The 13,061-nt window shown below is 62.6% G+C and carries 11 protein-coding genes and 1 tRNA gene; 8 read left to right on the forward strand and 4 right to left on the reverse strand.

Annotated elements, in window-relative coordinates; genetic code table 11:
* Positions 1-4: 4 nt before the first annotated feature.
* Genes DV706_RS10285 through DV706_RS10295 form a run of 3 tightly spaced genes read right to left on the reverse strand, consistent with a single transcriptional unit; the run spans position 5 to position 3,025 of the window.
* Positions 5-811, reverse strand: a complete 807-nt coding sequence (locus DV706_RS10285; RefSeq protein WP_006064694.1) for an ABC transporter ATP-binding protein — start codon at positions 809-811, stop codon at positions 5-7.
* On the reverse strand, positions 811-1,878 hold the full coding sequence (locus tag DV706_RS10290; RefSeq protein ID WP_006064693.1) for a FecCD family ABC transporter permease: 1,068 nt from the start codon (positions 1,876-1,878) through the stop codon (positions 811-813). Before DV706_RS10290 ends, DV706_RS10285 begins: the two co-directional genes overlap by 1 nt.
* Positions 1,856-3,025 carry an ABC transporter substrate-binding protein gene (locus DV706_RS10295; RefSeq protein ID WP_006064692.1) on the reverse strand — a complete coding sequence of 390 codons (1,170 nt, stop codon included), beginning with the start codon at positions 3,023-3,025 and terminating at the stop codon, positions 1,856-1,858. The genes DV706_RS10290 and DV706_RS10295 overlap by 23 nt, the downstream gene beginning before the upstream one ends.
* 241 nt (positions 3,026-3,266) lie before the next feature.
* Here DV706_RS10295 and DV706_RS10300 point away from each other — a divergent pair, with 241 nt between their 5' ends.
* The 5 genes from DV706_RS10300 (at position 3,267) to DV706_RS10320 (ending at position 8,911) form a co-directional block, all read left to right on the forward strand.
* On the forward strand, positions 3,267-3,938 hold the full coding sequence (locus DV706_RS10300) for a metal-dependent transcriptional regulator (RefSeq protein ID WP_006064691.1): 672 nt from the start codon (positions 3,267-3,269) through the stop codon (positions 3,936-3,938).
* A gap of 79 nt (positions 3,939-4,017) precedes the next feature.
* Positions 4,018-4,998: a metal ABC transporter substrate-binding protein gene (locus DV706_RS10305; protein WP_006064690.1), complete on the forward strand. Its 981-nt coding sequence runs from the start codon at positions 4,018-4,020 to the stop codon at positions 4,996-4,998.
* 65 nt (positions 4,999-5,063) lie between these two features.
* Complete coding sequence (locus tag DV706_RS10310; RefSeq protein WP_006064689.1) at positions 5,064-5,816, forward strand: metal ABC transporter ATP-binding protein; 753 nt, start codon at positions 5,064-5,066, stop codon at positions 5,814-5,816.
* Position 5,817: 1 nt separating this feature from the next.
* On the forward strand, positions 5,818-6,783 hold the full coding sequence (locus DV706_RS10315; protein WP_049889622.1) for a metal ABC transporter permease: 966 nt from the start codon (positions 5,818-5,820) through the stop codon (positions 6,781-6,783).
* A gap of 160 nt (positions 6,784-6,943) precedes the next feature.
* A complete protein-coding gene (locus DV706_RS10320) occupies positions 6,944-8,911 on the forward strand; it encodes a heavy metal translocating P-type ATPase (protein ID WP_049889630.1) in 1,968 nt (655 codons plus the stop codon).
* Between the two features lie 522 nt (positions 8,912-9,433).
* Here DV706_RS10320 and DV706_RS10325 read toward each other — a convergent pair.
* Positions 9,434-9,883, reverse strand: coding sequence for a Rieske (2Fe-2S) protein (locus DV706_RS10325; protein ID WP_006064686.1), 450 nt, complete (start codon positions 9,881-9,883; stop codon positions 9,434-9,436).
* A 195-nt stretch (positions 9,884-10,078) separates the two neighbouring features.
* On the opposite strand from DV706_RS10325, the gene DV706_RS10330 reads away from it, so the two are divergent.
* The 3 genes from DV706_RS10330 (at position 10,079) to DV706_RS10340 (ending at position 13,047) form a co-directional block, all read left to right on the forward strand.
* On the forward strand, positions 10,079-11,077 hold the full coding sequence (locus DV706_RS10330; RefSeq protein ID WP_006064685.1) for a class I SAM-dependent methyltransferase: 999 nt from the start codon (positions 10,079-10,081) through the stop codon (positions 11,075-11,077).
* A gap of 65 nt (positions 11,078-11,142) precedes the next feature.
* Positions 11,143-11,216, forward strand: a tRNA-Thr gene (locus DV706_RS10335).
* Positions 11,217-11,631: 415 nt separating this feature from the next.
* Positions 11,632-13,047, forward strand: a complete 1,416-nt coding sequence (locus DV706_RS10340; RefSeq protein ID WP_006064684.1) for an FAD-dependent oxidoreductase — start codon at positions 11,632-11,634, stop codon at positions 13,045-13,047.
* Positions 13,048-13,061 lie beyond the last annotated feature (14 nt).

Here is a 13,061-nt window from a genome sequence, read left to right on the forward strand (position 1 = left end):
CGTGCTATAACGTTTCGAGTTGGGGCTCCGCCCCGGCCTCCGTCCGATCCGAAGCGCCCTCCGGAACGATAAATCGCCGTCCCTCGTGGTGAAACACCGAGACGTCGACTCCGTAGACGGTTCGGATCGTCTCCGGGGTCAGTACCGTCGGTGGGCCGACGACGTGGATCTCGCCGTCGTGAAGCAACGCGATACGATCACAGTATCGTGAGGCGAGATTGAGGTCGTGTAAGGCCGCGACGACCGCCACGTCTCGCTGTCGAACGTGCGTGGTGACGAGTTCCATCACGTCGAGTTGATGTTTGAGGTCGAGTGCGCTTGTCGGCTCGTCCAGTACCATCACCGACGGATCGCCGACCAGCGCGCGCCCGAAACGCACCTTCTGCTGTTGACCGCCGCTGAGGTCGCCCAGCCGGCGGGTGGCGAACTGCTCGAGGTCGAGTCGTGCTAAGACCTCGGCAACCGCCTCGCGGTCGGCTGCACTCGGCGACCATCCCCCGTGCGGGCGTCGTCCCTGCAGGACCGTCTCGAAAACCGTCGCCGGGAACGCGCCGTCGTCGTGTTGGGGCACGTAGCTGGCGACTCGAGCGAGTTCCTGTGGACCGAACGCCTCGATGTCTCGCCCGTCAATCTCGATCCGCCCACCGTCGGGCTCGTGGATCCGGTGAATGGATTTGAGCAAGGTACTCTTCCCCGAGCCGTTGGGGCCGAGCAGGCCGACGATCTCGCCCGCCTCGACCGTCAGATCGACGCCCTCGAGAACCGACACGTCGCCGTAGCTGAACGAGAGATCGGTGATCTCGAGTGTCATCACCAGTACTCCCTCCCTTTGACGGTCAGATACAAGAACAGCGGCGCACCGAGAAACGAGGTGACGATCCCGACTGGCAAGACGACGGGCGAGATGATCGTCCGGGCGAACACATCGGCGGCGACGAGCAGTGCCGCCCCAACGACGGCGGATGCGGGGAGCAAGAATCGTTCGGTTCCGCCGATCGTCATCCGGACGAGATGGGGGGCGACGAGGCCGACGAAGCCGATGATGCCGACGAAGGAGATCATCACCGCCGTCAGAAGCGAGGCGATGGCCATTCCACGGATGCGCAGCGACGAGACGTCGACGCCGAGGCTCTGTGCGGTTTCGGTTCCGGCGTCGAGGACGTCGTAGTTCCAGCCGTTGCGGACGAAGTAGCCCAGCCCGAAGAGGAACACCACGAGCATGAGCCCGATCTCGTCCCAGCTCGCCCGGCTCACGTCGCCAAAGGTCCAGTAAACGATCTCGGCGACCTGCGCGTCGGTCGCGAAGTACTGGATCGTCGCCAGCCCGGCGCTGAACAGCGAGCCGATCGCGACACCCGTGAGAATCAGCGTTTCGGGGGTCGCCTCCCGGTAGGTGACCAACAGGAGGATCGCCACAGTCGCTGTCATCGCGCCGACAAACGCACCGATCGTCTGCATCGAGAGCATGACGATCCCGCCCTCGAGGCCGGCCGTGCCGACGGCGATCGTGATCGCCGCGCCGAAGGCTGCTGCATGCGAGATGCCGAGGGTGTAGGGCGCACCGAGTGGGTTCCGAAGCACCGACTGCATCGCCGCACCCGCGACCGCGAGGCCACCACCGGCGATCGTCGCTGCGAGCACACGCGGGATCCGAACGTGCCAGACCGCCAACTGCTGTGTCTCGGGGCCGCGCTGGGCGAGTGCAGTCACCACGTCTACGACTGGATAGGTGACGGAGCCGACCGCGACACCGGCGATCCATAGGACCGCGAGCAGCGCTGTCGTCCCGGCGAGAAAGGCGATCTTCCGGCGCGTCGCCTCGCAGTGGGCCTGAAAACTCGAGTGTGCAGCCGGCTCAGAAGAGCGGTCGGTAGACATCGGGGAACTGTGCATTCAGGTGACCGCTGTATATTCGCTCGCCGAACAGTGCCTCGAAGACGTCGTCGACCTGACTCTCGAGGTCGACGTCCGCAAAGCGATCGGGGTAGGCGGTCTTCCCGACGAAGTAGGCGTTGGCGATCATCGGTCCGAAATTACGCATATCGCGGTAGACCTGCAAGACGGGGTACACCTCGCCTTCTTTGACGGCCGTGAGTGCCTCGAACTCCGGATTCTCGTCGACTTCCTCGCGAACCCGGTCGACGCTTGCAACGTCGATGAAGATCCGCTCGGGATCGGCCTCGAGGAGCTGCTCGTGGCTGAGATCGACGGAGTTCTGGTGGCTCTCGACGTCTTCGATGGCGTTCTCGACGTTAGGATAGTGAAACATCGTCGTGTCGCCACGGGTCGTCGACAGCCCGTGTGCGCCCCGGAAGCGAAACGCCGCGGCGTAGCCTTCCGCGCGCTCGTCGGCGGGGATGTCTCCGGTACGCTCGTCGAAGTCGGTGATGGTGTCCTCGAGGAACGTCTCGAGCGCATCGGCGCGGTCTTCGTTCCTGAGTGTCTCGCCGATCGTCTTCCAGGTCTGATAAAGGACCTTGCGACCGTCCCCAGTCAGGATGTTCTCCGTGTCGACGAGCACGACCGGCGTGTTCGTTTGTTCTGCCAGTTCGTCGGCACGCGAGGAATCCCCGTTGAGAAAGATCACGTCGGGTTCGACCTCGAGGATCTGTTCGGCGTCGCCGTCGCGGTCTGCACCGCGGTCGCCGAAGGTTGGAAGCTCGCCCAGTTCGGGATTGGCCACGAGATAGGGGAGTTCGTTCAGCGAGGACTCACGGACGCTTCCGATACCGACCACGCGATCAGTCGCGTCCATGAACGCGAGCTGTCTGAGCGTTCCGGCCCCGATACCGAGAATGCGCTCGGGGTCGTCCGGGACATCGACGGTCCGGCCGGCCGTGTCCGTCACGGTTCGATCACCTGCCGTCTCGCTGGCAGGCAGCAGACTCGCACATCCCGCAAGTCCCGCGAGAGCCGTTGTCCCGAGTCCGGCCAGGACGGATCGGCGTCGCGGCCGCCGGTGTCCATCCCTCTCGACTGCGTTCGTTGTGTCTCGAGGCACGCCTGCCTGTGAGTCATCCGTCATTATCTACCCCGAAAAATGCAATTAGTAAAAACATTTTGTATTAGTCCAACCAGGCTTGGATAACGCCTTCGGCTCTCGACAGTATCCGTTTCAGATCGTGTCGCCTCCTGTCGACGTCGGGGTCGTCGAGTACGGCCTGTCCCCGGACAGTGTCGTCGTGTTCGTGTCCTAATTAGACTCTACTAACTATGTTATTCCACACCACAACTTTATTAACAATTGGTGGCATAGTTGTTATCTGATGGACCTCAGTCCGATCGCAGAGGAGTATCTGAAAGCGATCTCTACCCTCGAGACTGAGCATGCCCGCCCGATCCGAACTGTCGAAATCGCCGACGAGGTTGGGGTTACGTCCGCCTCTGTCTCGAGTATGATCGACACACTCGATGAACGAGGACTCCTCGAGTACACACCGTACAAGGGCGTCGAACTGACCGATGACGGCGAGGAGATCGTCACGACGCTCGTGCGAAAACATCGACTGCTAGAAACGTTTCTGACGGAACAGCTCGAGTATCGGTTGACCGACGTTCACGAGGAAGTCGACCGACTCGAACACCACATCAGCGACGAGTTCGCCCAGCGCCTAGCGACGTTTCTCGACGATCCCACGATAGACTCCCACGGTGATCCGATTCCGGACACTGCGCTGACTGTCAGCGAGGAATCGACATACACCCCACTGACCGAATACGAAGTCGGTGAGACCGTTGTCGTTGCTCAAGTCCCCGGCCGTGATGTTGCCATCCGAGAACACCTGTTCGAAAACGGTATCGACCCCGGAACGACGCTGACGATCGACGATGTGTTACCCGTCGATCTCATCACGGTCGTTCCCGATTCCGTGGCTGCTCCCGTCTCGTTACCGACACACGTTGCACGACGTATCGGCGCTCGAGTCCCGGATCAGTAGCCAGCAACTGATTTAGCCATATCTAATCTATAGTTTAGCCTCACAAAATATAAATAGCGGTACACTAAACCGAGATGTAATGACGAACCAATCCAAGGAAAACGGTTCACGAGTCGTCTCGCGCCGAAGATTCACCGCCCTCAGTGCCGGTGCACTCACCGCCGGGTTGGCCGGCTGTTTCGGGGATGACCCGCAGGACGACGGAGGCGACAGTGATGCGGAGTTTACCGTCTTCGCGTCGATGCCCGCCGTCTGGGACTTCGTTCGACAGACTGCAGGCGACCACATGGAGGCGATCGACCTCGTCCCGATCGGTGAGCACGGCCACGACTGGACGCCCGAACCCGGGACGGTCGAGGAACTCGACGAGGCCGACGGCTTCGTCTATCTCCGTGACTTCGCGACCTGGCAGGACAACGCCGCAGATCAGCTCTCAGAACGCGACGACGTCGTCGTGATCGAGGCCTCGGAAGGGATCGAGTTCTTCGACAGTCCCGCGGAGGATAACGACGAACACTGGTGGATGGACCCAGTCGAGTGCCAGGAAGGCGTCGAGAATATCGCCGACGGCCTCGCCAAGATCGACCCCGACAACGCCGACGACTACGAGGCGAACGCCGCGGCGTTCAACGACGAACTCGAGGCACTCAACGAGGACATCCACGACATCGTCGACCGGGCGGAACTCGAGGACATCGTCGTCGCCACTCACGACTCCTTCCAGTGGTGGTACAGTCGGTACGATATCAATATTCACTCGCCGGTGGGGACCTCGCCCGACGACGCCGCTTCGGCGGCCGACGTCGAGAGGGTCGAAGAACTGATCGACGATATCGGTATCGAGCACGTCCTCTACGACGTCGGCGAACCCGCCCCGCTCGCGGAGTCGCTCGCCAACGAGGTCGACGCGGAGATCCTGCCGCTCTCGCCGGTCGAAACCCAGATGGACGGCAGTCCGGCGATCGACCCCACCGTCGAGATGGAACCCGACTGGGGGTACATCGACCACTTCCGAGAGCTGAACCTGCCGACACTCGAGACGGCGCTCTGGGCGGAGTAGAATTAGCCCAATCAAAAGGTTTGGGTAGGTGGAGCAAATAAACTATTGTAACTAATCAACGTACTATGACTCGCGCAATAACTGTCGAAAACGTCCACTTCGCCTACGACGAGCAGCCGGTGTTGAGAGACGTCTCACTGTCGGTCGACGAAGGGGAGTTCCTGGGATTGATCGGGCCGAACGGCTCGGGCAAGACGACGCTGCTGAAGATCATGCTCGGCCTGCAGACGCCCGACACCGGCCGCGTCGAACTGTTCGGGACGCCGTCGACGGCGTTCTCGGAGGGGACTCGGCTTGGATACGTCTCACAGCAATCGACCGAGGCCGAGACGATGATGCCCGTCACTGTCCGGGAAGTCGTGACGATGGGACGATATCCACACGCCGGACTCCGGCGACTGAGCGACGAGGACCGTGAGATCATCGACGACGCACTCGAGGAAGTCGAGATCACTGACCTCGCCGACCGACGGATCAACCGCTTGTCGGGTGGCCAGCGACAGCGGGCCTACATCGCCCGGGCGCTCGCCTCCGAGGCGGACCTGCTGGCACTCGACGAGCCCACCGTCGGCGTCGACGCGGGGTCGGTCGAGCAGTTCTACGACCTGCTCGAGGACCTCAACGACGACGGCATCACGATCGTCCTCATCGAACACGACATCGGCGTCGTTACCGAACACGCCGACATGATCGCTTGTCTCGACGGGGAACTGTACGAACACAGTCCAACCGAACAGTTCCTCGAGAGCGACGCGCTGGACCGGGCATTCAGCTCGACTCGAGCGGTCGGAACGACGGCGAGTGCCAGCGGGGATTGAGATGGCCGTTGGAACGAACACCTCGAGACGACAGCTCTCCGCGCTTGCCCTTGGTATCCCGCTCGTCTTGCTCGCACTCGCCGGCTTCATCATCTGGGTGTTCCCACACCTCTTCGATCGGTTCTGGGGGACGGCGTGTTCGGCGACCGACACGTGGCTGGTCTGTAGTGGCTTCCTCCAGCGGGGGTTCACTGCCGGCGTCCTCATCGGGATCACCGCACCGATCGTCGGAACCTACCTCGTCAACCGGCAGATGGCACTGATCGGCGAGGCGCTTGCACACACGGCCTTCGGCGGTGTCGCGATCGGACTGTTCATCGGCGCGGCCGTGCCGAGTCTGAACTACCCGCTCCTGTTTGCCCTCGTGGCTGCAGCAATCTCCGCACTCGGGATGCAGTACATCGCCGTCAAGACCGACGGCTACGCCGACATCCCGATTGCGATCATGCTCACCGGTGGGTTCGCGGTCGGTATCGCCGTGATCTCCTACGGCGTCGTCTTCAGCGCGACCGTCGAGAGCTACCTGTTCGGGGACATCCTGTTCGTTCCCTTCGAGAACGTCCAGCTCATGGTCGCACTCACGATGCTCGTCCTCGGGACCGTCGCGCTCACGCACAAACAGCTCCTGCTGATCACCTTCGACCGCGAGGCTGCACGGCTCGCACGGATCAATGTCTGGTTCTACGATACGTTGTTGATCGTGCTGACGGCGCTGGTCGTCGTCGCGGCGATGCAGATCCTCGGGGCGATCCTCGTCGCTGGGATGCTCGTCATCCCCGTCGCAGCGTCGATGCAGCTCACCACGAGCTTCAACCGTGGGCTCATCCTCTCTGTACTACTCGGACAGGTCGCGGTCTTCGGTGGGATCTTCCTCTCGTACTACTGGAACGTCGCGACCGGCGCGATGATCATCATCGTCGCGATCGCCGTCTATATCTGGTCTGTGATCGGCGATCCACTCTGGTGATTCGGATTCTGTCGCCACTGTTCCGGCACACCAAAGAATTATTTAGGCTATCCTAAAACATTTGATCTGATTGACAATACTTATTCCGGGCGAGAACACACGTATGGACATGCAACAGCCCTCGAGTCCCGAGCAGGTCGACGACGAGGTTGGGACGGCGATGGATCGATCGGGGCCTCGCAGGGAGGCTGTCGAAGACGAGGAGGCGGCTCCGGACCGGTCGACGCTCCGCCGGGAGGGGGTGTTCGTTGTCCTCACCTTCGTCGGGATGATCGGCGGGCTTCTCGCCAGCTGGTTCGGCGGGCCGTCGTGGCTCGTCTGGACGTGTTACGCTGGGGCGTACATCTTCGGCGGCTGGTACGGCCTCAAAGAGAGCATCGAGGCGATCCAGGAGCCTGCCGTCGAGATCGACCTGCTGATGATCATCGCAGCACTCGGGGCGCTCACCATCGGCGCCCCCTTCGAGGGAGCGATGCTGCTCTTTCTGTTCTCGCTGTCGAACGTGTTACAACACTACGCCATCGGGCGCTCGAGGGACGCGATCCGGTCGCTCATGCAGATGCGCCCGGAGTCCGCACAGCTCCTCCGTGATGGAGAGGAAGTGACGGTCCCCATCGAGGACGTCGAGATCGGTGAGGTGTTCGTCGTCCGTCCTGGCGACCGACTTCCACTGGACGGCGTCGTCGAGGCCGGCGAGACCACGGTCGATCAGTCCTCGCTGACTGGCGAGTCCGTCCCCGTCCCGAAAGCACCCGGTGACGAGGTGTTTGGCGGCACGATCAACGAGACCGGAAGCCTCGAGGTCCGGGTGACCCGCGAGGCCGAAGAATCAGCCATCTCGAAGCTCATCCACATGGTCGAGGAGGCCCGAAGCGAGAAGGCACCGACCCAGCGGCTTATCGACCGGTTAGAACAGCCATACGTGCTCGGCGTCTTCGCGATGACGGCGGTGGCGATCGCGATTCCGCTGGGGCTCGGCCACGAGTTCGATCCCACGTTCTACCGTGCGATGACGCTCATGGTTGCCGCCTCGCCGTGTGCCGTGATCCTCTCGACGCCAGCGGCGGTGCTCTCGGCCATCACTGCCGGTGCGCGCCAGGGCGTTCTTTTCAAGGGCGGCGAACACGTCGAGCGGACAGCGACCGTCGACGCCATCGCCTTCGACAAGACCGGGACGCTCACCGAGGGCAACACCCGGCTGACCGACGTGACCGTTCGGGAGGGGGCGAGCCTCGAGAGCGACAATGATCGCCTGCTCGCACTTGCCGCGGCGGTCCAGTCCCGATCGGAACACCACCTGGCCGAGGCGACCGTCGAGGCGGCCAAGGAACGCGAACTCGAGACACCCACCGCGAGCGGCTTCGAGGCCGTCGTCGGCAAAGGGGTCCACGCGACGGTCGACGGGCGGACGATCCACATCGGGAACCCCCGCTACTTCGAGACGGTGACCGAGGGGGCAACGATCGTTGGACGTGAGGACGGTCTCGAGGCCGTCCGATCACTCGAAAACGACGGGAAGACGAGCGTGCTTGTCGCCCGCGAGGATGGGGACGGCCTTGAGGTCCTGGGCTGGCTCGCGTTCACCGACACGATCCGGGAGAACGCAGCCGAGACGATCGAACGCCTGCGCGAACTCGGTGTCGAACGGATCGTCATGCTGACCGGCGACAACGAGCGTGTGGCCCAGTCGATCGCGGACGAACTCGGGATCGACGAGGTGTACGCGGAGTTGCTGCCCGAACAGAAAGTCGACCGGATCGAACGGCTTCAAGAGCGCCACGAAGCGGTGGCGATGGTCGGCGACGGCGTCAACGACGCCCCGGCGCTCGCGACGGCCGACATCAGCGTCGGAATGGGTGGGGCTGGCACCGACGTCGCGCTCGAGACCGCCGAGGTCGTGCTCATGTCCGACGAACTCAGTCGCCTTCCGTACGCACTCGCGCTCAGCCGTGAGACTCGCAAAACGCTCTTCGTGAATCTCGCCATCGCGTTTGGTGCGATCGCGATCATGATCGGGGCCATTCTCATAGCGGGGATTCCGCTCCCACTTGCGGTGATCGGCCACGAGGGTTCGACCGTGCTCGTCTGCCTGATCGGGCTGCGGCTGATCGGATTTCAGGGGCCGTGATCAAGCACGCGTCGCTCACTACTGGCGTATCCACGATACGCTGTTGGTCGTGCTGATGGCGCTGGTCGGTGCTGTGGCTTTGCATTTGGTCTGTGATCGACGACACGATCTGGGAACACCATCTCCTCGATCGCTGCGAACGAAACTTCGCGATCCTGTCGCCAACGCCCGGCCTCGAGTCACTTGGCGGGGAGTCAGTGGATTCGCCCCTGACCCGATGGCCAGCCGCACTCGGTCGGCTCGATCACATGCAGATATCCTTAGCCTAGTCTAATCTTTATATTAGAATAAGCAAATTTAAGTACAAGCCCCGAATACCATCGACTGCGCTTCGGAACGACCGAAGTGCGCTGTCAGATCGTCCTCCGGATTCGCCGGCAACGAACGGCTCCGGATGAGCTCCTGCAACGAAATGCGAGCGCCAGTGGTCAGTCACCCGCTCGTGATAACCCAACCGAGCACAGCAGATCACACACTCGGGTCATCTCTATTATCGGACACAGAAGCCCGTACAGACGGCGATCAGAACGAAATATGAGACGTCGAGTCGGGACCATCGTCCTCGTCGACACCGCCCTCATGAACGAACGTCAGTTCGTCATCGGTGAGATATACGGTACCGTCGCCGCTGACAGTAATGTCGATCGAGGGGAGCGTCGTCCCGGCAGCGTCGCCGTTGTCACAGTCGCCAGAACACGCGTTGAACATCGATCCATGTCGAGGGCAGATGAGTTGGCCGTCGCGAATCGCCACGCCGCGGCCCGTATCGAATCGCTGTGCTTCGTGCGTACAGCGGTTGACCCACGCTGCGACGCCGTCGTCAGCCACAGGTCGACTGCTCGTCGAGCGCTGCTCGGCGCTGTCGTCACAGGGAACGAGAATGAACTCCTCTTGTTCGCCGTACTGATTTCGCACCGTGAACAGCCACGACCCCTCTTCGTGGACCGTCTTTACGGTCGTGAGTTCCTGCATAGGATCGCTAGCAGTGCCAGTCTAAAAACCGTTTATCGTAACAACTGCAACTATGTACATACTGATCGCATAGCCGTCGTGCGATCAGATGTGCAGTGACTTGCAGTGGCTACTATACCGGCACGGTGCCTCGAGGCCGTTCCCACGGCCACCGCGAAGCGTCACCGTTACGGCAGGCGACCGGTTTTTCAGGGTATGGAAGTGCCGTGTGTCCGCGTGTCGCTCGAGGAGGGAGAGCAGACGCGTCGCGAACTGGCGGACGCGGACCTGATCGACGACGAGTACGAACTGACTGTCGAGGATGGGCGCCTCTACGTGCCGGTCACCGACCCCGGCGCAGTTCCGGACACGCTCGAGGTGGTCTCGATGGCCGTCCCCGAGCGCGACACGCAGACGACGCCCGCCGATGTGCTCGGCTTCGACCCCTCTTACGAGCGACTCGGCAAGACCGTCCTGCTCGACGAGGACGACGACGTGCGCGCCCGCAAAATCGCCGACGCCGTCCTCGAGTCGGATCTGCCCGTTGACACGGTGTTGAACAAGCAATCGAAAGTCAAAGGCGAGACGCGCGTTCGCGACTGGGACCTGCTCGCGGGCGAGGATACCGAGGTCGTCCACCGCGAGTACGGCTGTGAGTTCGCGCTGGATCTCGCCGACGTCTACTTCTCGCCGCGACTCGCGACCGAGCGCCACCGGGTCGCCGAGCAAGTAAGCGAGGGCGAGCGCGCCGTCGACATGTTCGCTGGCGTCGGCCCGTTCGTGATCCCGTTCGCAAAACGCGGTGCGGAGTGTGTCGGCGTCGACGTCAACGCGGACGCGATCGAGTACCTCCGCGAGAACGCCCGACGAAACGGCGTCGAAGATCAGGTGACGGCGATCTGTGCGGACGTTCGCGAGGTCACCGCCGAGTACGAGGGCTGGGCCGACCGCCTCGTGATGAACCTCCCCCACAGCGCCGATGAGTTTCTCGAGACCGCCGTTGCCCTCGCGGGTGACGACTGCGTGCTCCACTACTACGACATCCAGCACGAGGATGACCCCTTTGGCCCCGGTGAGCGCGCAATCCGCGACGCTGCTGAACCCGAGTACGAGGTCAGCGTCGAAACCCGGCACACAGTCCGTTCGTATGCGCCACACGAGCTCAACGTCTGTCTGGACGTTCGACTCGAGCGAGACGACGGCCACGATAGTTAATCGCACAACCGAGCCGATTCGCAATCCTTATGACTGGTATCGGTCCTATCAATGAATGCAATCGCGCCGGTGTAGCTCAGACTGGCAGAGCGAATCCTTCGTAAGGATTAGGTCGAGGGTTCAAATCCCTCCACCGGCTTATTTTGCCGCGAACAAATCCGTGAGCGGCAAATACGCTCTGGAGGATTTGAACTACGGAACGAGGGAGCGAAGCGACCGAAGTTCAGGTGGTTCACAATCCCTCCACCGGCTTGCTTTTTGCGACGAACAGTACGTGAGGAGCGACGTAACTCTCCACGACTGTTCATCGCTCGAGGGTATCAATTCGGACGTGTATTTGCCCCAAGTCGCTACTCTCGTCCGCTCAACGGTCCGTGTAACAGCTCTCCAGACACTCTCACACACTCGTTTTGGCGTATGGCCTTCGTACCGAACCATGCCGGCGAGCAGCTCAGACACCGCTGTGTCGAACGCCGAGCGCTCGAGGCCGACGCCTCGAACGAACACTGTCTGTCAGCCAACAGTATACAACCCTGCCGAACACAGGAGTTGGTATGACGGATACTTTCGTCGTCGTTGGTGGCGATGCAGCTGGTATGTCTGCGGCGAGCAAGGCGAAACGAGACGACCCCGACCTCGAGGTCGTCGTCTTCGAGAAAGGCGAGTGGGTCTCGTATGGGGCCTGCGGGCTGCCCTATTACGTCAAAGGCGAGATTCAGTCGCTCGAGGCGCTGGTCTCGGTCACGCCCGAGGAGTTTCGGGACGAACGCGACATCGACCTCCGAACGGGTCACGAAGTGGTCGCGATCGATCCCGACGAGCGGACGGTCACCGCCGAATCGGCGTCGGGGACGGTCGTCCAATCGTATGATCACCTGCTGATCGCCACCGGAGCCGAAGCGGTCGTGCCGGAGATCGACGGCACCGACCGGGAGGGGGTCTACACCCTCGGCTCGATGAGCGACGGGAAGGAACTCCGCGAGTACGTCGCTCGAGCGCGTGGCGGGGAGTCGTTCCAGCAGCCTGATCGCGGCCCGGCCTGCCGGTTCCTCGAGGATTGTGCCGGCCCGGTCGGTGTCGTCGGCGGTGGCTACATCGGCATCGAGATGGCTGAAGCGCTGGCGGCGAACGGCTTCGAGGTGAACCTGTTCCAGCGCGGCGACCGCCTGTTGAAAGGCTTTAGCGAGGAGACGAGCAAGCACGTTGCCGACCACCTCCGCGACGAAGACGTCGCCGTCCATCTCAACGCGTCGGTCGAGGAACTCGCCGGTGGGGAGGCGGTCGAAGCGGTCGTCACGGACGACGATCGGATCGCCGTCGAGATGGTGTTGCTCGGCACAGGGGTTCGACCGCGGACGGCTCTCGCCGAAGCCGCCGGCATCGACATCGGTGAGACGGGCGCAATCGCGACCGACGCCTATCGTGAGACGAGCGCGTCGGACGTCTACGCGGCGGGCGACTGTGCCGAAGCCACACACGCCGTGACGGGTGAGTCGGTGCACGTGCCGCTGGCGCTGACGGCCAACCGCCACGGCCGAGCGGTCGGCCAAACTGTCAGCGGTCAGCCGACAGAAGGCGGTGACGTTGCCGGCACGGCGGCGATCAAGGCGTTTGACGCCGAGGCAGCCCGAACCGGGATTCTCGACCACGACGAGGCACGAGCAGCCGGGTTCGATCCCGTCACCGAGACGGTAACAGCGAAATCACGCGCGGGCTACTATCCCGAGGGTGGCGACGTCACGATCACGCTGACCGCTGATCGTGACTCCGGGCGTATCCTCGGCGGGAGTCTCGTCAGCGAGTACGGCGAGGGGGCCGTCCACCGCAGCCACGCCATCGTCGGCGCACTCATGGAGGAAACAACCGTTTTCGAACTCGAGAACTACGACCTCGCGTACGCCCCGCCGTTCAACACGACGTGGGATCCAGTGCTCGTCGCCACAAAGGTGCTCGGCGGCAAACTCCGCTGACCGACGGATCCGGT

Source organism: Natronorubrum bangense (genome assembly GCF_004799645.1).
In the GTDB taxonomy this organism is placed as follows: domain Archaea; phylum Halobacteriota; class Halobacteria; order Halobacteriales; family Natrialbaceae; genus Natronorubrum; species Natronorubrum bangense.

Excerpts from the sequence above, each read along its gene's own strand:
- DV706_RS10285 (WP_006064694.1), bottom strand. The coding sequence starts at position 811 with ATGACACTCGAGATCACCGATCTCTCGTTCAGCTACGGCGACGTGTCG.
- DV706_RS10290 (WP_006064693.1), bottom strand. The coding sequence starts at position 1,878 with ATGTCTACCGACCGCTCTTCTGAGCCGGCTGCACACTCGAGTTTTCAG.
- DV706_RS10295 (WP_006064692.1), bottom strand. The coding sequence starts at position 3,025 with ATGACGGATGACTCACAGGCAGGCGTGCCTCGAGACACAACGAACGCA.
- DV706_RS10300 (WP_006064691.1), top strand. The coding sequence starts at position 3,267 with ATGGACCTCAGTCCGATCGCAGAGGAGTATCTGAAAGCGATCTCTACC.
- DV706_RS10305 (WP_006064690.1), top strand. The coding sequence starts at position 4,018 with ATGACGAACCAATCCAAGGAAAACGGTTCACGAGTCGTCTCGCGCCGA.
- DV706_RS10310 (WP_006064689.1), top strand. The coding sequence starts at position 5,064 with ATGACTCGCGCAATAACTGTCGAAAACGTCCACTTCGCCTACGACGAG.
- DV706_RS10315 (WP_049889622.1), top strand. The coding sequence starts at position 5,818 with ATGGCCGTTGGAACGAACACCTCGAGACGACAGCTCTCCGCGCTTGCC.
- DV706_RS10320 (WP_049889630.1), top strand. The coding sequence starts at position 6,944 with ATGGATCGATCGGGGCCTCGCAGGGAGGCTGTCGAAGACGAGGAGGCG.
- DV706_RS10325 (WP_006064686.1), bottom strand. The coding sequence starts at position 9,883 with ATGCAGGAACTCACGACCGTAAAGACGGTCCACGAAGAGGGGTCGTGG.
- DV706_RS10330 (WP_006064685.1), top strand. The coding sequence starts at position 10,079 with ATGGAAGTGCCGTGTGTCCGCGTGTCGCTCGAGGAGGGAGAGCAGACG.
- DV706_RS10340 (WP_006064684.1), top strand. The coding sequence starts at position 11,632 with ATGACGGATACTTTCGTCGTCGTTGGTGGCGATGCAGCTGGTATGTCT.